The organism is Thiorhodovibrio litoralis (assembly GCF_033954455.1).
GTDB lineage: Bacteria > Pseudomonadota > Gammaproteobacteria > Chromatiales > Chromatiaceae > Thiorhodovibrio > Thiorhodovibrio litoralis.
In genome coordinates this window covers 1269004-1291216 of record NZ_CP121473.1, presented here as the reverse complement: position 1 = coordinate 1291216, position 22213 = coordinate 1269004, and the positions used below count along the sequence as shown (strand labels likewise).

Annotated in this window: 25 protein-coding genes; 18 read left to right on the top strand and 7 right to left on the bottom strand. The window is 49.6% G+C overall.

Going from position 1 to position 22213, the window contains the following annotated elements:
• Positions 1–45 precede the first annotated feature (45 nt).
• The 3 genes from Thiosp_RS05690 (at position 46) to Thiosp_RS05680 (ending at position 1701) form a co-directional block, all read left to right on the top strand.
• Positions 46–978: a histone deacetylase family protein gene (locus tag Thiosp_RS05690; RefSeq protein WP_201068484.1), complete on the top strand. Its 933-nt coding sequence runs from the start codon at positions 46–48 to the stop codon at positions 976–978.
• Between the two features lie 94 nt (positions 979–1072).
• Entirely contained in the window at positions 1073–1306 is a 234-nt protein-coding gene (locus tag Thiosp_RS05685) for a ribbon-helix-helix domain-containing protein (RefSeq protein ID WP_201068485.1), read from the top strand.
• 23 nt (positions 1307–1329) lie between these two features.
• Positions 1330–1701 (top strand): PIN domain-containing protein, encoded by a 372-nt coding sequence (locus tag Thiosp_RS05680; protein ID WP_201068486.1) that lies wholly within the window; start codon positions 1330–1332, stop codon positions 1699–1701.
• A gap of 260 nt (positions 1702–1961) precedes the next feature.
• On the opposite strand, the gene Thiosp_RS05675 is transcribed toward Thiosp_RS05680, so the two are convergent.
• Complete coding sequence (locus Thiosp_RS05675; RefSeq protein ID WP_274607963.1) at positions 1962–3377, bottom strand: integron integrase; 1416 nt, start codon at positions 3375–3377, stop codon at positions 1962–1964.
• 246 nt (positions 3378–3623) lie between these two features.
• Here Thiosp_RS05675 and Thiosp_RS05670 point away from each other — a divergent pair, with 246 nt between their 5' ends.
• Complete coding sequence (locus Thiosp_RS05670; protein WP_201068487.1) at positions 3624–5108, top strand: RNA-directed DNA polymerase; 1485 nt, start codon at positions 3624–3626, stop codon at positions 5106–5108.
• Positions 5109–5177: 69 nt separating this feature from the next.
• Here Thiosp_RS05670 and Thiosp_RS05665 read toward each other — a convergent pair whose 3' ends face one another.
• From Thiosp_RS05665 to Thiosp_RS05645, 5 genes are all read right to left on the bottom strand, one after another.
• Positions 5178–5327: a hypothetical protein gene (locus Thiosp_RS05665; protein WP_201068488.1), complete on the bottom strand. Its 150-nt coding sequence runs from the start codon at positions 5325–5327 to the stop codon at positions 5178–5180.
• 93 nt (positions 5328–5420) lie between these two features.
• Positions 5421–5627 (bottom strand): hypothetical protein, encoded by a 207-nt coding sequence (locus Thiosp_RS05660; RefSeq protein ID WP_201068489.1) that lies wholly within the window; start codon positions 5625–5627, stop codon positions 5421–5423.
• A gap of 85 nt (positions 5628–5712) precedes the next feature.
• Positions 5713–5925 carry a hypothetical protein gene (locus Thiosp_RS05655; RefSeq protein ID WP_201068490.1) on the bottom strand — a complete coding sequence of 71 codons (213 nt, stop codon included), beginning with the start codon at positions 5923–5925 and terminating at the stop codon, positions 5713–5715.
• Positions 5926–6010: 85 nt separating this feature from the next.
• Complete coding sequence (locus tag Thiosp_RS05650; protein WP_201068491.1) at positions 6011–6364, bottom strand: hypothetical protein; 354 nt, start codon at positions 6362–6364, stop codon at positions 6011–6013.
• 71 nt (positions 6365–6435) lie between these two features.
• Positions 6436–6897 (bottom strand): XF1762 family protein, encoded by a 462-nt coding sequence (locus Thiosp_RS05645; protein ID WP_201068492.1) that lies wholly within the window; start codon positions 6895–6897, stop codon positions 6436–6438.
• Positions 6898–7450: 553 nt separating this feature from the next.
• On the opposite strand from Thiosp_RS05645, the gene Thiosp_RS05640 reads away from it, so the two are divergent.
• Complete coding sequence (locus Thiosp_RS05640; protein ID WP_201068493.1) at positions 7451–8719, top strand: DUF3553 domain-containing protein; 1269 nt, start codon at positions 7451–7453, stop codon at positions 8717–8719.
• A gap of 274 nt (positions 8720–8993) precedes the next feature.
• Here Thiosp_RS05640 and Thiosp_RS05635 read toward each other — a convergent pair whose 3' ends face one another.
• A complete protein-coding gene (locus Thiosp_RS05635; protein WP_201068494.1) occupies positions 8994–9161 on the bottom strand; it encodes a hypothetical protein in 168 nt (55 codons plus the stop codon).
• A 187-nt stretch (positions 9162–9348) separates the two neighbouring features.
• Between Thiosp_RS05635 and Thiosp_RS05630 the strand changes: the two genes are divergently transcribed.
• The 13 genes from Thiosp_RS05630 to Thiosp_RS05570 all read left to right on the top strand — a co-directional run bounded on the left by Thiosp_RS05630 (position 9349) and on the right by Thiosp_RS05570 (position 22024).
• Entirely contained in the window at positions 9349–9561 is a 213-nt protein-coding gene (locus tag Thiosp_RS05630) for a hypothetical protein (protein WP_201068495.1), read from the top strand.
• A gap of 847 nt (positions 9562–10408) precedes the next feature.
• Complete coding sequence (locus Thiosp_RS05625) at positions 10409–10852, top strand: GNAT family N-acetyltransferase (protein ID WP_201068496.1); 444 nt, start codon at positions 10409–10411, stop codon at positions 10850–10852.
• Positions 10853–10965: 113 nt separating this feature from the next.
• On the top strand, positions 10966–12021 hold the full coding sequence (locus Thiosp_RS05620) for a hypothetical protein (RefSeq protein WP_201068497.1): 1056 nt from the start codon (positions 10966–10968) through the stop codon (positions 12019–12021).
• A gap of 436 nt (positions 12022–12457) precedes the next feature.
• Complete coding sequence (locus Thiosp_RS05615) at positions 12458–12886, top strand: SWIM zinc finger family protein (protein ID WP_201068498.1); 429 nt, start codon at positions 12458–12460, stop codon at positions 12884–12886.
• Positions 12887–12894: 8 nt separating this feature from the next.
• Complete coding sequence (locus tag Thiosp_RS05610) at positions 12895–13146, top strand: hypothetical protein (protein ID WP_201068499.1); 252 nt, start codon at positions 12895–12897, stop codon at positions 13144–13146.
• Positions 13147–13248: 102 nt separating this feature from the next.
• Positions 13249–13599, top strand: coding sequence for a hypothetical protein (locus tag Thiosp_RS05605; RefSeq protein WP_242518864.1), 351 nt, complete (start codon positions 13249–13251; stop codon positions 13597–13599).
• Entirely contained in the window at positions 13599–13853 is a 255-nt protein-coding gene (locus Thiosp_RS05600; protein WP_201068500.1) for a ParE family toxin-like protein, read from the top strand. Before Thiosp_RS05605 ends, Thiosp_RS05600 begins: the two co-directional genes overlap by 1 nt.
• 224 nt (positions 13854–14077) lie before the next feature.
• Entirely contained in the window at positions 14078–14383 is a 306-nt protein-coding gene (locus tag Thiosp_RS05595; protein ID WP_201068501.1) for a hypothetical protein, read from the top strand.
• 209 nt (positions 14384–14592) lie between these two features.
• Complete coding sequence (locus Thiosp_RS05590; protein ID WP_201068502.1) at positions 14593–15750, top strand: hypothetical protein; 1158 nt, start codon at positions 14593–14595, stop codon at positions 15748–15750.
• 175 nt (positions 15751–15925) lie between these two features.
• Positions 15926–16918: a type VI secretion system-associated protein TagO gene (locus Thiosp_RS05585; RefSeq protein WP_201068503.1), complete on the top strand. Its 993-nt coding sequence runs from the start codon at positions 15926–15928 to the stop codon at positions 16916–16918.
• Between the two features lie 652 nt (positions 16919–17570).
• Positions 17571–18008 carry a CvpA family protein gene (locus Thiosp_RS05580; protein ID WP_201068504.1) on the top strand — a complete coding sequence of 146 codons (438 nt, stop codon included), beginning with the start codon at positions 17571–17573 and terminating at the stop codon, positions 18006–18008.
• Positions 18009–18347: 339 nt separating this feature from the next.
• On the top strand, positions 18348–19115 hold the full coding sequence (locus Thiosp_RS05575; protein WP_201068505.1) for a hypothetical protein: 768 nt from the start codon (positions 18348–18350) through the stop codon (positions 19113–19115).
• Between the two features lie 704 nt (positions 19116–19819).
• A complete protein-coding gene (locus Thiosp_RS05570) occupies positions 19820–22024 on the top strand; it encodes a hypothetical protein (protein ID WP_201068507.1) in 2205 nt (734 codons plus the stop codon).
• The last annotated feature ends 189 nt before the right edge of the window (positions 22025–22213 follow it).

The window sequence follows — 22213 nt, the reverse complement described above, 5'->3', positions numbered from 1 at the left end:
ACCGCGAGCGAATCAACTCGCCCCCACAGGCCGAGCACAACAACCATGAATCTCGCCTTCATCTCTCATCCCGACTGCCTGGAGCACCGCATGGGCGCTCACCATGTCGAGGTACCCGAGCGCCTGCACGCGATCACCGACCGGCTGATCGCCTCCGGCATGGAAATGTTGGTGACCCATTATGACGCGCCTCTCGCGGAGCGCGAAGCCCTGTTGCGGGTCCACGATGCCGATTATGTCGAAATGATCTTCGCCAACGCGCCCAAAGCAAGCGATGTGCTGACCTGGGTCGATGGCGATACCGCCATGAGCGCCGGCACCCTGAATGCGGCCCGACGCGCAGCCGGGGCAGCCATGCTGGGGATTGATCTGGTGATGACCGACAAGCACCACGCCGCTTTCTGCGCAGTACGCCCGCCAGGCCACCATGCCGAGCGCCATCAAGCCATGGGTTTTTGCTTTTTTAACAATGTCGCCGTCGCCGCCGCCCATGCGCTGGCCAATCATGGGCTTGAGCGCATCGCCATTGTGGATTTCGACGTCCATCACGGCAATGGCACCGAGGATATCTTCGCCGGCGACGAGCGGGTGCTGTTCTGCTCCAGCTTTCAGCATCCGTTCTATCCCGGCTCCGGTGCCGACAGCCAGGCACCCAATGTGATCAATCTGCCGCTGCCGTCCCGCACTGATGGCACCGCCTACCGCGCCGCGGTCGAAGAGAAATGGCTGCCGCGCCTCGACGACTTTAAGCCCGAGCTGATTCTGATCTCCGCCGGCTTTGACGGCCATGCCGAGGATGACATGGCCCACTTCATGCTGCGCGAGCCCGACTACGCCTGGATGACCCACGAACTCCACGACCTCGCCGCCCGCCATGCGCGCGAGCGCGTCGTCTCCGTGCTCGAAGGCGGATACGCCCTCTCCGCCCTTGGCCGCTCAGTCGGCACCCATATCGATGAGCTGATTGGGCACGGCTAGCACTTTCGTCACACCCACGAAGATGCCCGCGCCGCGCCACCCAATGGCAGCACCATGAAGACAAGCTTATCCCCCCCTTACCAAGAGCCCTCTCATGCATCTTGATATCGAACTCGATCCCACCATCGGCGAGCGCTTGTTCGCCGTTGCCGAACAGCAGGGACAAAGCGCTTCGGCGCTGATTACTCAGGCACTGCAAGCCTGGCTGGCCGAGCGCTCGGACTACTGGCCAGCGGCCGTGGCCAACTTCGAGGGCGTTGCCGACGCGCCGCGTTTCGAGGCGTTCCGCGAGGGCATGCCGGCCCCCACTGAAGATCCGCTTGCATGAGGTATTTGCTCGATACCTGCACGGTGTCCGACTTCGTCAAGGGCGAACCGACGGTGCTGGCCCGCGTGAAGGCCACGGCGCCGACGCTGATTGCGGTCTCGACGCTGACGCGCATGGAGGTGGCGTTCGGGTTGCGCCTAAAGCCGGCGCGCGCCCGTGAGCTGACGCCGGTGCTGGAGGCGTTTTTTGCCTCCATCACGACCCTACCCTTCACCTTGGCCGACGCGGAAGCCGCCGCCGCAATTCGGGCCGATCTGAAAGCCCGGGGCACGCCAATCGGCCCTTACGATGTCCTGATTGGCGCCACGGCGCTGGCGCGCGGCTTAACGATGGTCACGAGCAACGAGGTGGAATTTCGCCGGATCGTTGGGCTGCCAGTGGACAATTGGCGCTGAGCCACTCGCTCAGCGCGTCAGCACGCTCAGCAGCTACCGGTCCATACGCTCGCACAAACCGGCCAGCGCGACCGAACGCACGGTCTCGCGCATGCCAAAGCGCAGCGCGACACGCTGGTTGCGGCGCAGCCGCTAGAGGCCGCGAATGCTCCTGGCTCGCCGCTCGAAGGCGGTGCTGGCGCGGTAGAAGACGCTCGTGCGCAACCGCAGTGCGTTCGGCCACCGGCTCTCGGGAATCACCTGGCTGCGCGCATCCGCAGCTAGAGCAACCCATCCAACGGACTGCGCACCCCCTGACCGCCACGGTTCAACACATGGGTATAAATCATCGTGGTTGACACATCCGCATGCCCCAATAACTCCTGCAAGGTGCGAATGTCATAGCCGGATTCCAGCAAATGTGTCGCAAACGAATGGCGCAGACAATGGCAGTTTACCTTCTTCGTAATCCCCGCCCGTTGCGCCGCGGCCTTCACCGCCTTCTGCAAGCTATTCTCATGCACATGGTGCCGGCGCGTCTTGCCGCTGCGCGGATCAACCGACAGCCGACCACTCGGAAACACATATTGCCAAATCCACTCCTTGGGTGCATGCGGCCATTTGCGCGCTAGAGCATCCGGCAAAAACACCTCCCCATGGCCCGCGGCGAGATCCTGCTCGTGCAATGCGCGCACCTTGCGCAATTGCTCCCGCAAGGGCTCCTCCAAACGCACCGGCAGCGGCACCAACCGATCCTTCTGCCCCTTGCCATCGCGAACAAGAATCTGATGATAACTGAAGTCGATATCCTGCACTCGTAACCGCATGCACTCCATCAACCGCATCCCGGTACCGTAAAGCAAAGCCGCCATGAGATGCTGGACGCCCTCGATCCCACTTAGCAATCGTGCGACCTCCCCGCGCTCCAGCACCACCGGCAGTCGCTTCGGCCGTTTCGCGCGCGCAAAATCCCCAAGCTCCTCCAGCGACCGCCCGAGCACCTGTTTGTACAGAAACACCAGCGCATTCAATGCTTGATTCTGGGTACTCGCCGAGACATTGCCGCGCACCGCCAAGTCCTCCAGGAACGCGCGAATCCGCTCAGCGCCAACATCCGCCGGGTCCCGCTGATCGCAGAACAGAATAAAACGGCACACCCAGGCTTCATAAGCCTGCTCCGTGCGAATCGAATAGTGCCGTCGCCGAATCTCCCCCACCATGCGCTCCAGCAGCGGCCGATGCGCCTCCCTCACCTGGTCGAGCGCCGAGGTCGCATTCCGCTTCTCCTTTAACCGGGCACCCGATACCGGAGATTCCTCAAACGCTGGCGTCTCCCGCGCCACAGTCGGGTGATCCGCCTCCAAGGTTCGCGCCGAGGCCCGCCAAAAGTCCCAATCCACCTCCGCCGCCACCGGCGCCTTTGCAGTCACCAGCAAATTCTGTATAGCATCGACGATTTGCACAAACTGCCAGTCAGAAATTCTGTCTAGCCGCCCAGCCTGTTGCAGATAGCCGGTCACGTCATCAAGCTTATGTTGCTTCAGGCGCTTGCCCGGAAAGGCCGCAAGATAAGCTTCCGCCCGGCGTACCAGCCATCGAAGCGCATTCCCCTCGACGCCGGCTTGAACGGCTCGGGCGATGAACTGATCCCAAAACCGATCCTTGGCCGTTGATCCTGTTGCTTGAGGTTGCGGCATGTGCTAACGTCGATCTCACAGGCAGAGAGTGTTGATTTCGTCTAGCGCCGGTCGAACGGTTCGCCTTGGTTCTCCGGGCTAGATGGAATCTATGCTAACGGGGCTAGACGGATTCTGTCTAGCACACCTGACCAACTTTCTGTCTAGTTAACTGTTAGGTGAAAAGAAGAGCATGGAGCAATGAGTTTGTTTTCAAGCAACCCGTTAACAGAACACCGAACCGTTACAAAGCGGTTGGCGAGATCGTTGAAGAGAACTGACGTTTATCACTGGCTCTGCGAAAATGGATACTTCCCTGAAAGCTACGTAATGCCCCCATGCTTTAAAGTGGCAAAACGACCTGCCAAGCCAAAAATATATTTCAAAGTCACAGGCAAAGGAAAAAAGTATAAAGTAGATAGGACTGAATGCATTAATGTTCACTTTCCAAAAACAGAATACACTGACAGGAATTTTGGCCTAATCAATCCTTGTATTCACAACGACATTGCCTATCACATCGCCAGAAATTGGCTAAAGATCGTCGATGTAATGATTCCCGCTAACAGTCAGGTAGCATCTTACGCATTTCCGGTGCCCATAGACTCACGCAACCAAGGGCGCATAGGCTATCTAAGAAGTGGGCGACTTATCTACGAATTCATAGGCATGGTTGACAAGGACGTAACATCAATAGCCTACAAGTATAGCTATCTTGTAAAAGCAGACATTAAGAGCTTTTACCCTTCGATTTATACTCACAGCATACCGTGGGCTATTCACGGCAAAAAGCACATAAGAAAACCAGCTAATCTCCACAACTTCAAGCTTCTTGGAAACCGCCTAGACAGGCTATTTCAAAATGCTAATGATGGTTGTACCAATGGAATCCCAATTGGCCCGGTTGTGTCAGACATTGCTGCTGAAATTGTGGCGTCCGCCGTAGATGTTGAATTCACAAAGGAAGTTAGAGCATCAGGTATTGATTGTGAGGCTGTAAGGTTTAAGGATGACTATAGAATACTCGCAAAAACAGAATCTGATTCGAAACGTATCATTAAAATTATCCAAGCTGCTTTAAAAGAGTACAATTTAGAGTTAAGCGATGAGAAGACAATAATATCGGCACTACCTGATGGCCTCTTTCGAGAATGGGTTTCTAAATATCACGCAGTCCATCCGAAAAAACGAAAAAAATACTCTTGGAAAGAGTTAAGGGAGCTATATCTGTCAGTTGTAAGGATAGATCGTGAATGTCCCGGCACAGGTGTAATAGATAGGTTTCTAGCTGATATTATCGACAAAGGCGGCAAGCTAAAGGTGACCGTTTCAGAGTTCAACTTGGAAAGAGTTATTAGCATGCTGTTAATGCTCGGTACTCTCAGAGTAAAAGCATTCCCGAAAATAGTTGCAGTATTGGAGTCTGTCTTAACGAGTCCATTTGGGATTTTGCATCAAGCTCAAATCGTCGAGTACCTAGAGCAATATTTGACTTCCCTGTCTGACGAAGAAGAAAGAAATAAATATCTAATTTCGTGGATTAGCTATTTTCTAGTGAGCAACAACTTACAAAAACTTTTGTCGTTCAAGCCAAAGTACAAAGACCCAATTACGCGAACGATATTTAACAATCGAACGCATATATTCAAAGAGTGCAAAGAATTTAAGCTGTTTGTTGGGTGTAGGACCATCGCAAAGAAAGTTACTTTGCTAGAGCATCTCGATGTATTTAATCCGCCACAAATCACCTAACAAGGCCGTAAACTCGGACGCATTTTTCGTTCGCTGCGCTCACTACAAATGCGCCGGTTACGGCTGGCGTTATGCGCTCACACATTCGATATCGGTGTCTATCCACTTCGCCGTGATCCGGTACCGCTCGTCTATCTCCGCCAGCTCGGCGTCATCTTCGATCTCTTGCGCCAGCCTCTCGATTTGTGCCAGCTTTTCGTCCGCTTGTTCTGGTGTCATATCAACTCTCTTGCATAACAAAAAGTTCCAGCCGACGCGGTACCGACTGGCGGTTTTTCTCTGGCCGCGTACCGCGCGCGGCTGAACTTGGCGTTATGCCTCGGCAGAGGCGTGGCGAATATGCCGTGAAACCGGGACATGGCGAATAATCGAGACCACCGTCCGATCTCCATACTCTCCATCTCGCCTGAAATCGTCCGCTACATCGTAAATGCATTCAGCTTCTACGTAATGGCGCTCGGTCTTGATGTCCTTCTGGTCGCGCTCGTCTTCTATCAAAACCTCAAATAACCAAGGCATAACAAGTCGCTCAAGCCGACCCAGCGCGTCGGCGTCGTGGTTTGGTTCAAGCTCGGTAGCCGCGCTGGTCGGCTTAGCTTGGTCGTTATGCAGAAAGACGAGAAATCGCTTTCTCTGCGTAATACTCAGCGCGCTCTAAACGCATGAATGCGGCAGAGTGCTTTTCCTGGGCATCATCAAGAGACATAGGAACCTCGTCGTGCTGGCCTTCATCTGGGTTATGTGCGTGCCAAAGGCGGTTTGCCGCGTCTCTCATATTGGCTGCAGCCGCTATCAGTTCGCGAAACTCAGAGTGCATAACAAGCTGCTCCAGCCGACCACGCGCGTCGGCCTAATTTGGTTATCTCAGCTCCGTGCCGCGCGCGGGGCGGCTGAGCTTGTCGTTAGGCTGAAAACGTCTCAGCATATTCGCGCACTAGCTCGCGCATATTTTCATTCGGCATTACGCACTCAAAGCCAAGTTCAAACAGACTGAAAAATAAGTCTGCGCACGTCTCGCACAGGAATTGATCGGCCAGGGGTATCGTCGGCCCACCACCATAGATCGCTTCCTCAATATCGTTTTTCGGACAACGGTTGCGGGAGAATTTGGCAACGATTGCGCCCGCGTCGATCAATGCCTCGCAGCTCGCGCATCTCTTTCGGCGCTTGAGTGCCGGCATCTCAGAGTAGTCAATAGGGTGATAGACGTAGAAATCTACGTCATCGCCATAATCGCAAGAGCATGACAGCGGCATTATCTACCTCCAAAATAGCCTAACCCGAGCATCCAGCCGACGCGCCAATAGCTCGCGGCTGATGCTTGGCGTTAGGCGGAAAATTCCCAGCGGAACTTTTGTTGCCCCATTACTGGTTGCCAATTCCGCTTGAGATGGTCTTTTTTGTGCCAACCAGGTTTTACTGGCGCACATTCCGCGACGACGCGCCAACCCGCGCCGCGCAAGCTTGCCCCTGATTCGGTTTGACGCGTGTAGGTAATCATCTTGCGTCCGCCCATCGCGCGCCACGCTCGCCAGCAGGCCGCGTACAGTTTGGAACAGGCTCCTAGTGGTGCTTTTTCGTTCGTGCAAACGCGCAACACTTCCGCAGTGAACCCGTCCATCAGGGTTGCCGATAATGGATTGCCTACAATCGCAACACCAACAAGCTCGCCATCATGGGTTAAGCCGATCGCATACTTTCCGCCATCGCGAGAGGTGCGGCTATTGTGCCGGTGGAACGATTCAACAAAATCATTCGCTTCACGTAATGTAATTGGGCAAAGTTCCATTCTAAATACACCAAAAAAACGCCTAACACGGTGCTCCAGCCGATCCCTGTTTCGCTCTCGCTCAACCGGCTCGGCTGAGCTTGGCGTTAGGCCACAGAAAATTAGAGAACTGCCGAGGACGTATGAACCACCGGAGCTTTGCTGCATTCATGGAGCACGTAGTCCTGCCACGGCAGGCCGCAGACCCAGCGCAAACCCGTTTCGATGGCCAAACATCTGGGGGTAATCGCGAGCCGGCGGGCTTCTTTTTCCATCAGGGAAGGCTCTGGCGGGTTCATGCCGATTCGCATTTCGAGCCACTGATACTGGCCTATCGCGCACTTACGAACAAGCCCGCAGAAGATCCATTTGTCGCCAGGAAGACCGGCTCAGGCAAAAGGTGCTGTTTGGTGTTGATCGCTGAGTTACAGCAGCAATTGTGTCAACCGCGATTTAAGCATCTCTATATCTATGAGGTTTCACCCCCGCGATAGAATGAACCTCATGGGACAGGTTGGCGCCGGAATCCGGCTCACAAGGGAGTTGTGCCGCTACGGGAAATCGGGAGTTAGCTATGCCATTTAAGGTCGGCGATCGCGTGAAGCATCCGAAGAAGCTCGATTGGGGGCTCGGTGAAGTCACGGCATCCGGTGGGGGAAATGTCACCGTCCATTTTGTTGATGCAGGCGAGAAGAAGCTGTCGCTGAACCATGTCGCGCTCCAGTTAGTAACAGGAGATGACGCAGTGAGCCCGCAACTCGATCAGATACGCCAGGAGCCGGTCGCATCGAAGACGGTGAGGTACCGGATCAGGCGGGTACCGAGAACCACAGCGGCGCAAAATGTTAGAACCTGGGGCATTCTCGAACAACAGTTAGCGACCGTCAGGTCGGCGAGCTACGAACAACTTGTGCGCTGGGCCAAGGACCATGATCATGCGCGCGGCGGCAGAGGTTTTATCGACTATTGCATTGACAATGGGTGGCTAGAGGCAGACATCCCGGAGCCGTCTGTTACGCGCGCCGGTGCGGAACAGCCAGCGGCCGGGAACCGGGGATCTAGCCTTATTCCAGATCAGGATGAACGTCCAATGGCGGTAGCGGATATTACGCCAGCAGGAACTACAGACAGGCTGCTGCAGGATTACATTCACGGATGTTTCGGCTATGGCTCGCTGTCCGCGCCGCTCTGGTTCATCGGGATGGAGGAGGGAACGGGGCAGGAGTCACTCGACGAGCGTCTGCAGGCCTGGCAAGACTTGGGGCGGACAGCCACGCTGGATATTCGCCTGTTTCATGAACGCATCCATGAAGCACGCTGGTTCTCGCTGTTTCCGACCATCCAGAGAACCTGGCGGCGGCTCATCATCGTGGCGCTGCGCTATCTTGGCGAGCCGGTCGATAAGGAACGCATTCGCCACTATCAGGCCAGTCGGCTAGCAATGGAAACCGAGGCCTTGCTCGAACTGATGCCACTGCCTCACAAGGGCCTCGGCGAGTGGGACCACCAGGGCCTGTTTGCGAGCCGCCACGACTACCTGTCCGCGGTCGCACCACGACGTTTAGCCGAACTCCAAAAGGCCGTGGCAAGCAATGACCCGAAAGCCGTTGTCATGTACGGTACGACACCGCCCTACCCGAAGTATTGGCAAACCCTCGCGGGAGGTCCGCTGACTGGCACTGAGCAGGGGTGGTCCTATCGCCGCTCCGGTCGGACGCTTTATGTGGTCTGCCAGCATCCCGTCGCTCATGGGGTCACGGACGATTCCTACGCCAGCATTGGCGATTTCCTCAGAGAGGGAGAAAAGAGGCCAGGCTCAATTGACGGCTCACCCCACCAATGAAGTCGCCTAACACGGCACTAAACCCGACGGCAAAAAGTGCTGGCGCACTTTGGGCCGCGGGTTAGTTTGGCGTTAGCTGCCCACGCAACCCAGCAGAACCGTGATGGGTGCGAAGGTCTACATTGAATCCTCGGTGATCGAATTAAAGGGGTCTGGATGGAATTGTTTTCCAGGCTGGAAATCAAAGTCCAATCAACCGCCTAACACGGTGCTTCAGCCGAAGCCGGTTTCGCTCTCGCTCAACCGGCTCGGCTGAGCGTGGCGTTAGGCGGAATCACTTGTCACTAAACGGATTGCCGCCGCCGAAAACAATGGCTATAGATGATCCGTTTTGGTAAAGGTACTGAATGTTGTCCCAAGATTTATCATTTTCATATTGCACGATGACAACATCATCAGGATCAAAAGGAGAAAGAGCGTCGATCAATTCTTGCTTCGTCATAAATCACCGCCTAACAAGTTGCTCCAGCCGACCCCGCGCGTCAGCTTGGTTTGGTTGTCTCGGCTCCGTGCCAGCGCTGGGCGGCTGAGCGTTGTCGTTGGGCTGCAACATGAATATACATTCTAGCAAACCCGATCGGTACGTTGATAGGCTCTATCTTCAGAGATTTTCGTGTGCAGGCGATGGAATGCACTTAGAATTGTGCATTGCAAAACCGACCGGCGAGCTTGATACCACGGCACAGCCCTATCCAATCGTAACAATTCGGGCAGATAAAGGCGATGAGAGAAGATTCGTGATATATGGCGAGAATGGCCCCGTAAGTATACCGATAGGTGAAATTGAGGCAGCCATTGCTATGTCCAAAGAAGAAGTGCATTCTGAGGCATATTATGATTAACCCAAACAGAATGACCGTGATCGCCCAACAAGTCGGTCAACCGGACGCCTTCGGCGCCGGTTACCTTTGACGTTGGGGATCTGTAGCGACACTGGTCCTGGCATACTCTTCAGCATATGACACTCGCCTACAAACACAGAGGCATCAACCACTACTGTCGGCATACTTGTCAATATCGATCATCTCGGCCAAAACAGCAGATCGGATCTGCACTTAATCATTGCTTACACACGTCCCTGAACCGGGTTTCCACTGCAAGCATCAGACCAAACCAATAGATCTGCTCCCTACACACCTCGCCAACCAAGGCTGCTTGCACAATTGGGCAAACGCCTTGAGATCAATCCTCTGAGCATCATATTGCCAGGATCAATACACAGAATCCCCAACAAGCGCTTGCTAGGGACGATGCTTCGCATCGCCCCAGAAGCGCAGCGTTGGGCAGCGCAGACATAACCTGGATTCCGAGATGAAGTCGACTGTGAAAAGGTGGTGCATGGATTTTGGCTACACATGGCATGGAAATGGTGTGTTCTCATCTGAGCGGTACGACTACAAAATTCATTTCCGCAAGGGCACGTTCGCCTTGTTTCGTGCAGCCCATGGTCCCTGCATCCTGCCTAGAGAATGCTCTACCAATACCGGGAAGCCATTCCTCGTATTTCCAGTCTATTCTCAGATCGTCGGTCAGAAAGAGATGTCTAAATCTAAATTCACAAGAGCTACTGACTGGATCCTTTCGTGTCTTGCTGGCAGGATATGTGAGTATCCTCATGTAGCTGCCCAACAAGGCGGTCAACCGGACGCCGCTTCGCGGCGCCAGTTACCTTAGACGTTAGGCATAAAAATGGAAGCCGAATATTCCTTCCGGTCTGCAAATCCTGAGGATCAAGCGCAATTGTTCGAGCTATACCGATCAGTGATGGGAGGCTACATCGAACAGATCTGGGGTTGGGATAGTCAATGGCAAAAAAATGATTTTTCAGAGCACTTTGATCCAGAACAGGTAACGGTGGTCTTACGCGAAGATCAAGCCATAGGTTATGTGCAAGTAGAGAAACATAGTGATGAACTCTACATCCGGATGCTTTTGCTCGCTCCGGAGCATCAAAAGAAGGGGCTTGGGGCAAACGTTTTGAAACGGGTTATCTCGGCAGCATCGAAGCAGCATCTCGGAGTCAAGTTGCAGGTTTTCAAAATCAACGCGCCGGCAAAGCGTTTTTATGAGCGCCATGGGTTCACGGTAGTTGGCGAAACGCAAGCGAGCTTAAAGATGGCGTTCGATGCCTAACACGCACCTCAAGCCGACCCCATACTGCGCGCGTAGCTCATTGCATTCATTCAGTCTCATCCCAGCGCAGTATGGGTCGGCTTAGGTTTGACGTTAGGGTACTCAAGAAGAACGTGAACGACTCCATACTTTATTATCCTCATATAGAAATCCGCAACGAGAGATGGCTAAAGGCAGCGCTTCTACTTTGGGACAATGTCTTTCGAATTGTTCCTTCCGGCTATTCTCCTAGGGACTCCATTGAGATAATTAAAGCATGTGACAATGGACTTGTTAGACCTATAGCTTTAGAGCCCGAGGATCTAAGCGGCGTTACTCGGGACTTTCAAGATCTATTGGAAGGCATTCAGTACAAGCCTGCTGGTCTCGAGCACGATGAGTATTCTTACTTACATCCAGATAAGATCGACTCTGTTCTTTATCCGTCGTTGGAGAAGTATGCCGTTGGCGAGTCTGAAGAGGGATTCTTGCTTCTTCCAAGGGAGGTCGTTCGCGGCTACATGTTCTTTCTGTCCACAGAAGTTTCCAGACGAAGGCAACTTTCTCGATGCACAGATGATCAATACTCCTTCGCTGTTAGCTCATATTTCTCGGAATCAGCTAATTTTGACGATTTCCTATCCGACACAGAAGCAAATGGCTTTTATTCGGCGCTAGTATTCAACGATCTACTACCGTTTGATGTCGATTCAATTCCCATGGATAGAATTGTTAAAGCTTCGGCGCACTCAAAGGATGAGCGAAATACATTCAAGCTTGAATTGGAAAGATTCTCTGACCAGCTACATAAGTGCGAGTCGATCAAACATGGCAAAGATATTCTAAATGATTTCAAACGCGATTTAGAGAAGGCGAAAGCAAACCTTAAAGCATCTCAAGGCTTCCTAAATAAGGATGATGTTGGAAGCATGTTTACGATGGGGGTACCCACCTCAGCCGGCGTTTACGGCGCATTACTGGGAGCTACAGGGGACCCATTTAACCTCTATGAGATCGGAGCATCAATGCTTGTCGGCGCGATAGCAGCATACATTGACTATCGAAAGGCGAAGTCGGCGCGCAATAATCCTGCTGGCGCGGCCTATCTGATTGCCTTGGAAAGGCAATTTGGTGCAGGAGGTCGCTATCCAGCGTTTGATCGATACTTAGAGGAGTTTATCAATGATTAACCCTAACGAGCGCATTAAGCCGAGCCTGTACTGCGCCGTCGAGCTTGGCGTATTGTTTCGGGGTCATCCTGGGCGCAGTACAGCCCGGCTTATGCGTCACGTTGAACTAAACCGCCTTCGGCGGGGCTTGGCGCCAAGCCTATAACGAGGAAATATGGATACTCGGCAAACCACTGAGACCGGAAGTGGGTGTGTCTGATTCGATAGCGCGATCCAGATCGGCAGGATTGTTACAAAATGATGAAGACTGTCATCCTCAGGAGACAAGAAAATGCTTGTTTACAACAAGATAGAACCGCGCCGCCTGAACCAGACGGCAGATACAATACCCTCTTAAGCATAATCCCTGCCATATCCGCTCGCGCCCGCCAGCTAGGCCGTTCCGGAAACTGGCACCGCGCATAAGGCGGTTTAGCCCAACAAACATTTATCCGTCGTGCGCGTCGAACTCAGTGCTTCGACGGCAACGTCTGTGTGGCGCACGCCGGATAAAATGCTTTTTCGTTATGTGCAAAAAGGGAGGCAAACAATGCCGGAAATATCATTTGAAGTTCAAGGCTCTGCCGCCGAGCCATACGGAGTTGTCTTTGTTAAAAGATCAGATACCAATCTTTCTGCGTATTGTTCATGTCCGGCTGGAGAAAATGGGCAATATTGCAAACATAGATTCAACATCCTTGCTGGTGTAACAAAAGGAATAGTCAGTGAAAACCTAGAAGATGTAAAAATTGTGCAGTCTTGGTTGCCGGGTACAGACGTCGATGAAGCAATTCAAAAAATGCGAGAGTTGGAATCTGAGGCGGCAAGAATAAAAAAAGAGCTTTCTGCCGCAAAGAAAATTGTAGCAAAGGCAATGCGAGATTAAAAACAAAAATGAAAGCTATAGTAAAAGTCATAAACCCCGGTCGTGGCATGTACGCAGCCGAGATTGATGGCAGTGGAGAATTTGTAGTTTTCGAACTACTTGATTCATGTGAGCCGGAAATCGGAGATGTAGTTTCTTATCCAGATTTTTATAGCATGGGCGGTGAAACCTTTAGGAACCTTACTCAAGGTTGTGAATTTGATGTTTCGGTTGAAAATGTATGTGGGGTAGCGCAGGTAAGACAGCAGTGTTCTCTGTAAGCGCACATAACAAGGCAAATTCACATGGACGGCAAAAAGCGCCGCTCGTTCCTCGCTCTGCTTTTTGCCGCCAGTAATTTGGGGCGTTATGCAGAAATATAGATGGGAGAAAATGAATCAAAGGAACCAGGATGGAATTATTTTCCAGGCAAGTCATTAACGCAGAATCAATCGCCTAACGATGGCCTCCAGTCCGACCACTCACTACGCTCGCGCCAGCTGATGCTGGCGTTAGGCCACAAAGGTACTATTATGAGAACATTTGAAGAAATTAAGATAGAAATCGAAGCCCTTCCGCATCGTGAATATATGAAACTGATGCACTGGTTATCTGAGCATGATTGGGAAATGTGGGATGAGGAAATTGAAAAAGATTCTGCTGCCGGAAAATTAGATTTTCTAATAAATGAAGCATTGGAAGAAAAAGCGAAGGGAATGCTTAGTCAAATTTAATGCACAAAACCACCACGCGATTTTGGGCTTGCTTATATGCCTTGCCAGAACAAGTGCAGAAACTCGCGCGAAAGAATTATGAATTACTTAAAGAGAACCCACGCCATCCATCTTTGTGTTTCAAGAAAGTCGGCAAGTTGTGGTCGGCGCGAGTTGGCGGTAATCACCGTGCGCTTGCGATGGAAGATGATGACGGGTATGTGTGGATCTGGATAGGCACTCACGATGAATATGATAGTTTAATCAATGACTAACTGGCCTAACACGGTGCTCCAGCCGAAGCCGGTTTCGCTCTCGCTCAACCGGCTCGGCTGAGCATGGCGTTAGGGATTTAAAGCAATAACTTAAGAGCCTGGTGCCGCGCGGTAGTTGCTAGGGCAGAGAAAGTGCATGAAACAGGTCAAATTGAACTACCTAGGCAGTGACTCACTGTTTCTATTTTTATGGCCGTCATCACCTTTTAGGGAGGCAAGTAATCATGCCAAAGAAGATCGGCGGGTTTGAGTATAGTGGCCCAGATCAGGGAGATAAAAGGTATCTAAATTTTGAATTTGGTTTGATGGATGAAAAAGGCCGATCAGTCGGTGCGATTGCTTACATTAAGAATGTCGCAGACTCTGGCTCTCCACCAGAGTATAGCATTTGGACAAACCCAGCTCGCGGAGGACAAGCATTCGGTAAAGCCAAAACGTTGGCCATATGCGCTTCCATGCAAGAAGCAGAATCCGCAGTTGCACAATCACTTCAGGATTTGTACAAGAGGGCGCAGGAAAAATTCAATTAAAGGTAGCCTGCAATTAAGAATTAAACAATTAAGCGGATCAAGTTCGGTTTAATTTTCAAGACCGAATCTAATCCATCAAATCGCCTAACACGGTGCTCCAGCCGAAGCCGGTTTCGCTCTCGCTCAACCGGCTCGGCTGAGCGTGGCGTTAGGCGCCGCAACAGAAACCATCTGCACTAGGCTACTCATCTACTTACAGAGGGATTCTTGTGAACGAGAGTGCGAGGTATATCGAACTACTTGCCGACAACCGGCAATCTCGTGCTGTGCTGGTGGGCTACTCGCCAACCGCGAGCAAAGCGCTGCATCAGAATTGGTCCCGTTCCCAGCAGGCGAGCCCCAAAGGAAATATCTCCGCTAACGTTGTCGATCAACTCAGCAAAGCAATCCCTGCGGTCGCCTCTGGTCTCGCGAACGGCAGCACCTTTCAAGTTATCGGCACTCCGGCGTTGGTCGAAGGAATCAAAGCGGGAACCCACGCACTTGCCCAAACTACCGGTGGGTCCCTTGGCACAGTCGTGAGTACATCTACAGGTCAAATAGCGGGCCAACTCCGTTTTGCCCCATCATCAATGGCACCAATCATCGCGCCCTTCGCTGTCTGGTCTGTGCTCAACGGAATCGCCGGTACATTTCAGCTCCAACGAATATCCCGTCGATTGGATGTCATGACCCGCCAGATGGAGGCAATTGCTCTTCGACAAGAAGCCGATGCGCTTGGGCGAGTCTACCAGTCAATAAACGCTTTAGATGAAATTATTGACGAATATATTTGCACCGGCCGCTTTTCCGACCTTGCGCGTGAACGTCTCAGCATCTCAGAACACGTCATTGGTTCAATTCTGGAAAGAAACAAAATAATCATTTCTCACTTCGCAGAACGAGTCAACGGGATACGTAATCAACGTGGCGCGCAGGGTGCAGAGCAAGCAGCCGCGCTTATCCAGGAACAAGGCGGATCAATCATCCACGATATGCAACTGCTCAACGGGCTGCTATCCGCGCAAGCTAGAGTATACCAAGCGCATCTATCCTACGATCTCATGGAGAATACAGAGTATGTGGAGCGACGTTTGGACAATATTGATCGCCGGATGCAGGAACACAAAGCAGTCATTGATGCATACCCTAAAGTTTCAGATCTGCAAGATCATGCCAAAAAATGCGTAGAAGAAATGAATTGGTTCAAGCGCAAGTTGTTTTACCGATCAACTGTGAAGCGCGTTCAAGAAGCATCAACGCTTTCGGACCCATATTCGGGAGGCTCATCCGGTGCGGAAATTCCTAGCTTTGTGTTTTGGAAAGAAGAAGATGACCTTAAGGTCAGAATGGCCACTGCACCTAGTTCAGGCGATATGCCAAAGTAATTAACGCCTAACAAGAGGCTCGGCCCGACCGCCCGTTGCCGCGCGGTCGCTTCGCTCCCAGCGCGGCAACGGGCGGCGGGCCAGCCTTGACGTTAGGCAGTAAACTAATTCGACCCTCGCCGCTATTCCTTAGACTTTGACGTTAAATTAATAGTTCCAAATAGGATATTTCATCATGTTAAAACAATCCATACTCAGCTGTTTGACGTATTTTTTTGCAACCATCCTATTGCCAACATATGGATACGCTGATAATGCTTGGGAAAATTGTGCAGATATTGCGATTTCAGAAGCAATCGGCACTATCAAAACGGGTCAATACAAAATGTCAAATTTTCTTGATAAGAACCCAAACTATTTACTAAATAGATGCGGAAAGCTAAACGATTGGGAAGATTGGGATAAGTGCGCTTCTAAGGCCCTCGAGTTACAGACGAACATCTGCATGGAGGAAAATCCTGGTGTTGATTGGTGTGATGACTTCGGGAGTAGCGCAGGAATAGGGTTTAAGTTAGGCTATTGCAGTTTCAAGCCAGACGCACCTTTATCAGAAACTCAGAAATCTGTGATTTCTGAATGGTGCAAGGGAAATCAAATATCGTTCGAAGACTTGCCTAATGCTGCAACGCGTCACTTCTGGGCATTTGACGATGAAAGCAAGATCATTAAGGATGCGCGCGATCTGTGTTCAAAATATAATAAATCTGACCTGAAAAATCATTCGGATTCTGGTTCTTATTCGGGTCGTGGTAAATGGGATGTTTCTGTTAAGACAAACCCACTTGATGACTCAAAAACCGTTTCGTTGTATCTTGCTGCATCCAGTGGAGTATCCAGATGGGGAAAGCCAATATGGCTTGTTCTAACTTGCAAGAGCAATAGAACTGATCTTTACATTAATTGGAATGATTATCTTGGCAGTGATGCCCCGGAAGTAATTTTCCGAATCGGTTTAAATAAAGCGAAAATCGGACGATGGTCAATTTCAACAGATAATGAAGCAACCTTTTATCCAGGCGGGACTATTAGTATTATTAAAGAAATCATGAGAAGCTCAAGCTTTGTTGCGCAAGTTACCCCTTATAACGAGAGTCCTGTAACCGCTATTTTTGAGACAACTGGTCTCTCTAACGCTATTAAGCCACTGCGCGAAACATGCCTTTGGTAGTCAAAGTAGATCAAATGGATCAAATGGGGTTAGGATCAAATAGTGTAATTAAGTAATTAACGAGTCTGTAGTTAAAGGGTCTGGATGAAATTATTTTGCAGGCACTAAATCAACGCGCAATCAATCGCCTAACGAACGCCTCCAGTCCGACCACTCGCTACGCTCGCGGCGGCTGAGGCTGGCGTTGAACTAAACCGCCTTCGGCGGGGCTTGGCGCCAAGCCGATAACGGGGAAATATGGATACTCGGAAAATCACTGAGACAGGAAGAGGGCGTGTCCGATTCGATAGCGCGATGCAGATCGGCTGGATTGTTACAAAATGATGAAGGCTGCCATCCTCAGGAGACAAGAAAATACTTGTTTACAACAAGATAGAACCGCGCCGCCTGAACCAGACGGCCGATACAATACCCTCTTTAGCATATTCCCTGCCAGATCCGCTCTCGCCTGCCAGCTAGGCCGTTCCGGAAACTGGCACCGCGCATAAGGCGGTTTAGTCCAACAGACATTTATCCATCGGGCGCTGAGAGTTCGGCGCATGATCGGACTCACGACTTAGCGCCCGATGGATAAATGCTTAATAGTTAGTGCCGACTAATTAATAAACCGTGATCTCTTCTAATCTTTACCTAGAAGATCGGAAGATCAAGTTTGGAGAAAAATATGCTTTGTCTTGGCTGTGGAAAAGAAATACCGTTTCTCGGCGATGTATGTCCTTACTGTCAGCGGGATAAAAGTCGTGACCAAATTATTCTGGTTGTACTTGTATTTTTTGCTGTTTTGGGAGGCTTCGTAGGGAGTTTTTTTAGTTTCATGGGCTTAATTATCGGCACAGCTGTTGGTGTGGTTATTGGCCTTATTCTTATACTATCACTATGGACTCTAAACCATAACGAAGTTTTGAGCAGACATAACAATCACCTAACTCAACCGCCTGTTGTTCGTATGGCGAGTGAAAAAAATTCTCCCCCACCCCCGAACAATTCAATTGCTGAGCATTTAGAAAATCTAGAATATTTAAAAACAAAAAACCTTATTTCGCAATCAGAATTTGATAAATTACGAAAAGAAACTCTCGCGAAACTATGAATCGTGAGAAATCTGAGCGTGGGTAATTAAACGACTCAACAACCACCGGCTGAAAGCCGGTGGGTTAAAATAGCGGACTGAAAGTCCGGATACGCGTCGACTGAACGACGCGTCGGTAGGGCTCAACCCGAAAATCCGGTGCTGGCTTCGGCTCAAAATGGTGCTCAAGAGGAGTTAATGGGAGTTAATGGAGTTAATGGGGCCAGGGTCAGTTTATTCTCTGACTCCCATATACAATCGCCTAACACGGTGCTCCAGCCGAAACCGGTTTCGCTATCGCTCAACCGGCTCGGCTGAGCGTGGCGTTAGGCTGAAAAATCGAACAAAAGGAAGTAAGCGATGGAAAACAATAAGAACTTAGTGATTACTTTTGTCATTGTGCTCCTATTGTTAACAGCTTGCAAAAGTGAAGAAGATAGAAAGATCGAGGAATATGCTACAAAGTATATCCTATCCGAGAGCACTGTTGCTCAATGCTTCGGCGATTACTCCAGGCTTAGTAATCGGGAAATTGAATATATGCTAAAAATCATTTCTGCGGAGAAAGGTTTTTTTGGATTATTTAAAACTTCTTGCAAAAAACTATATCAAGATTACGAAAATGTTAAGTCGCAAATACACTCAATTTTTGAATCTAACGGTATTAAGAATTGTAGACATGCTGAACTCATGAAAATGATTGGCAATACTGCATTAGATCCATGCTTCTTGGAATTTAAGAAATTTATTTTTCTACGCGAAAAAACAAAAAATGTTACAGGAGCAATTTTATTGAAAGATCGGATTGCATCGTTTGCAAAACAGCAAGGTTATTCTGGAGTTCAAATAGAAAAAGAATTTTTTCGCCAAAAAAAGTTAGAAGTCGATTCAGTTATCAAGTCAGCTAAGAGTTATGCAGTTAAGATCAAAGCTGCAAGAGAAACACGTAGTGCTGAGATGGAAGCTGACCTTGCGAGGAGCAGAGCTGAAATTCGTTCGCGAGAAATTGCAATTCAAAATCAATTTCGCGCAGTCCGAGATAGATGTCTTCAAGAATACGGATCTTCCTCTATCAGTATAGATTACTGCAACGCTCAGACTGATCGAATATTGGACGCTGCGCGTTAGATGAATCCGCGCAAAACGGGGAGGTAGCACGTTGTAAATCGCCTAACACGGTGCTGCAGCCGAAGCCGGTTTGAAGCCGGTTTCGCTCTCGCTCAGCCGAGCCAGTTGAGCGTGGCGTTAGGCGAGAGGCTAAGTCGACCCAGATCCTATTTCACCCTAATACGCTAGAATCTGACTAGAGGTATTCAATAGTGGCGCTAATTACATGCCCCGAATGCTCTAAGAGCATTTCTAATCAAGCTAAAGTTTGTCAAGGATGTGGGTTCCCGATCACTAGAGCAGTGACCCCATCTGCAAGCCAGAAGCCTTCCAGCAATATTGTAAACATTCCACTGGGTTTCACCGATATTATTGAGGGATTCTCTCTGCGTACCGAGGTGGTATGTCCACATTGTGGGAAGATGGGCTGCGTAGCGACTATGAGATCCAAGCAAAAGAAGGGTATTAGCGGAGGAAAAGCAACTGGCGCTCTTCTGACCGCTGGACTCTCTGTACTTGTAACTGGCCTATCTCGGAAGGAATCAGTCAGCGAAGCGATGTGCAAGAACTGTGGAGTGCGATGGCAGCTCTAGCTGAAAGGGAAAGCAAGGAAAGGGGACTGGCTCGAATTGTTTTGGAAGCATAGAAAATAAACCGACCCTGGCCCCATAAGCCCTGGCCCCATAAGCCCCACAAATGCGAAATTTCTGGAGAAATTACATCTAATGGACGAAAACTCAATGAAGAATGGTGTTTTACTGAAGTTAGCCATTCTGTCAATAGTTTTTGGCACACCACTATCTGTGCAATCTGATGAGTCAACAATTACGGTCGAGGATAAATATACTTTTGCTTGCCGAGAAAGAGCAGATGCTTTAGACGTGTTGAGTGAATTACGCTTTTTCCGTTTTAGCGACTATTTGAAAACCTTAGAGCATAAAGTAGCAGAAGGTAAGTGCGTGAAGTTTGAAGTTGGGAAAAGGTTAGTCTTGGCAGATTCGTTTTCGTTTGGTCCGCTTTCCAAGGTATCCGCAGAATCACTTGTTTCCGATATTGATGACAACAAGCAACCCGGCACGCTGAGCCATACAGACGAAGATTGGTACGCGAGTTTAAAAGGTTTGATTGATATGAGGATCAGTTATATATCCCGTGACATAGTTCGTTGTAGTACGCAATCTTGGAGCCAACTTGACAAAATTTTTGAAAATAATAAGCAGAAAAAGAAATGCTTAAGAGAAATATCTGCTGGTTATATTTATCTAGATGTTTGCGACCCCTTGCGTGATTATTTGGATGTTTCAATTCGTGGATTAGAACGGCGAAGAATATTGGATAGCGGTGATCAATTTTTTTTGGATTTAGAAAGAACTTCTGAATGCCAAAAGTGGGTCATCTTAAGTTCGATGAGATTTGGTCGAATTGATATAGATAAACTCTTTAAAGAAATTGATATGGATGAAAGTTATAAATCGGTTCGGCTTGCAAAAGCTGAGCTCGCGAAAATTATGACCGCACTTCAGGAGTCAGATAAAAGAAGCGATATATATAGGGATAGCATAAACCAAATAAGGGCTATACAAGCGCTTCTAGATAATTATTTAGTGGGGTTAGAACAAATAAGGGACTTTTTCTTAGCTTTTTCTGGTACCAACAATCAAAATTTGTCGCATTCTGATCACAGGCCATCTTGGTGGCAACGATTAAAACTGTTTCTTGGTTCCGATTCAGCTAATGAAACATCTGCTATTGAAAAGACCGACAATTCTGTCTCTTCAGAAAGAGACTTTTTGGGAGACAGTTTGGTATTTAATGAGATTAAGGCGGAATTAGAACAATTTATGCAAGAAAAAGAGTTGCTAGTTGGTTCAGATTGGGAGTATCTCTCTAAGATCGAAAATTATGAGAGTGATCTGATTGAACGGTTGCATGATCTTCGGTTTCAGCTTTCAGCTAATAAGAGTTCATTGACTTCTTGCATAAATAATGTAAATGCGCTTGAGCTTATTAAAAAGAAATTTAACTTGATGTTTGATTACATAAGAGTGCGAACGTCCAATGATATAATGAGCGCCGGCCGGAATGCCCGAAAATCGTTGCAAAGGGAAGACCCAAGCGACATTGCTCAAATGAAACGCGGGGAATTTGAAAAGTCTGAAGAGTTTGAGCAAAGACTTGCAATTGCAAAAGAAGAAAAGGCAGTAAAAGCAGCAAAGGAAAAGGAATTTGAACGTGAACAATTGGAAATCGTACTCGACGCTGTTGACATTATTGATCAGGCCCAGGCGGCAGTCTTCCATGAGATAGACCAGGTGGATGCCACATTGCGTTCAGTGCGTTGCTGTCTTGAAGATGAGGCAGGTGAACCTTTTTCTCTTGGTGATTATGATGCGGATCGGGAAATATTTCTGCTGAGTATTCAGTTGCCGCAAAGTGAGTTGATTCCTCAATGCGAAGCTTTTGTAAACGATGAGCACGCGAAGATTGATAAGTGCTCAATTTTTGTGCGGGTTCCGATTGGAATTGCAAAAGAATTTCAATCTTCTTTTGATGATGCATCAGTTTGTTCGACGATAGATTCAGATGGCCACTGGAATGTTTCGGATGCAGTCATCTCATCACCCCATGAAGACACTCCGTTTGAGCTAGAATTTGGTATACACTACCATATTCCGTTTTCGACTCATATTGATACAGCGAGAGCTTTTTTGAAGTGGGGTGAATCGTTCGACAAGACGGCATTTTCAAAAAAATGCAAAGAAATATTCAAGTCAAAAAGTTTTTCAGAGATAAATATTCCGCCGCACCATAGATTAGATACGGACTACTCGATCAAGTTAGATAGCGGTGCGTATCATCTGTCGGGCTCGCGCTATGTGGACAAACTGTCCTGCCGAGCTGTAGGGAAATATGTTATTACCCCTGAATAGATTAATTAATGGATAGAGTAGAGAGCAGGTTGCCAACACTTTAGTCGCGGCTTATCCGTTGACCGCCCCTTTCGTTTGGCGGTGCCTAAATAGCCGAGGCATGGCGCTGACAACCAGCCCTCCCTCATCAAACCGTGCATGCGATTTTCCCGCACATTATGTGGCGCGCCACATAATGTGCGTAATGTG

What these genes read in the sequence shown, in the direction of transcription:
- Thiosp_RS05690 (WP_201068484.1), top strand. Translation starts at nt 46, where the DNA reads ATGAATCTCGCCTTCATCTCTCATCCCGACTGCCTGGAGCACCGCATG.
- Thiosp_RS05685 (WP_201068485.1), top strand. Translation starts at nt 1,073, where the DNA reads ATGCATCTTGATATCGAACTCGATCCCACCATCGGCGAGCGCTTGTTC.
- Thiosp_RS05675 (WP_274607963.1), bottom strand. Translation starts at nt 3,377, where the DNA reads ATGCCGCAACCTCAAGCAACAGGATCAACGGCCAAGGATCGGTTTTGG.
- Thiosp_RS05665 (WP_201068488.1), bottom strand. Translation starts at nt 5,327, where the DNA reads ATGACACCAGAACAAGCGGACGAAAAGCTGGCACAAATCGAGAGGCTG.
- Thiosp_RS05660 (WP_201068489.1), bottom strand. Translation starts at nt 5,627, where the DNA reads ATGCCTTGGTTATTTGAGGTTTTGATAGAAGACGAGCGCGACCAGAAG.
- Thiosp_RS05655 (WP_201068490.1), bottom strand. Translation starts at nt 5,925, where the DNA reads ATGCACTCTGAGTTTCGCGAACTGATAGCGGCTGCAGCCAATATGAGA.
- Thiosp_RS05650 (WP_201068491.1), bottom strand. Translation starts at nt 6,364, where the DNA reads ATGCCGCTGTCATGCTCTTGCGATTATGGCGATGACGTAGATTTCTAC.
- Thiosp_RS05645 (WP_201068492.1), bottom strand. Translation starts at nt 6,897, where the DNA reads ATGGAACTTTGCCCAATTACATTACGTGAAGCGAATGATTTTGTTGAA.
- Thiosp_RS05640 (WP_201068493.1), top strand. Translation starts at nt 7,451, where the DNA reads ATGCCATTTAAGGTCGGCGATCGCGTGAAGCATCCGAAGAAGCTCGAT.
- Thiosp_RS05635 (WP_201068494.1), bottom strand. Translation starts at nt 9,161, where the DNA reads ATGACGAAGCAAGAATTGATCGACGCTCTTTCTCCTTTTGATCCTGAT.
- Thiosp_RS05630 (WP_201068495.1), top strand. Translation starts at nt 9,349, where the DNA reads ATGCACTTAGAATTGTGCATTGCAAAACCGACCGGCGAGCTTGATACC.
- Thiosp_RS05625 (WP_201068496.1), top strand. Translation starts at nt 10,409, where the DNA reads ATGGAAGCCGAATATTCCTTCCGGTCTGCAAATCCTGAGGATCAAGCG.
- Thiosp_RS05610 (WP_201068499.1), top strand. Translation starts at nt 12,895, where the DNA reads ATGAAAGCTATAGTAAAAGTCATAAACCCCGGTCGTGGCATGTACGCA.
- Thiosp_RS05605 (WP_242518864.1), top strand. Translation starts at nt 13,249, where the DNA reads ATGGGAGAAAATGAATCAAAGGAACCAGGATGGAATTATTTTCCAGGC.
- Thiosp_RS05600 (WP_201068500.1), top strand. Translation starts at nt 13,599, where the DNA reads ATGCACAAAACCACCACGCGATTTTGGGCTTGCTTATATGCCTTGCCA.
- Thiosp_RS05595 (WP_201068501.1), top strand. Translation starts at nt 14,078, where the DNA reads ATGCCAAAGAAGATCGGCGGGTTTGAGTATAGTGGCCCAGATCAGGGA.
- Thiosp_RS05585 (WP_201068503.1), top strand. Translation starts at nt 15,926, where the DNA reads ATGTTAAAACAATCCATACTCAGCTGTTTGACGTATTTTTTTGCAACC.
- Thiosp_RS05575 (WP_201068505.1), top strand. Translation starts at nt 18,348, where the DNA reads ATGGAAAACAATAAGAACTTAGTGATTACTTTTGTCATTGTGCTCCTA.
- Thiosp_RS05570 (WP_201068507.1), top strand. Translation starts at nt 19,820, where the DNA reads ATGGACGAAAACTCAATGAAGAATGGTGTTTTACTGAAGTTAGCCATT.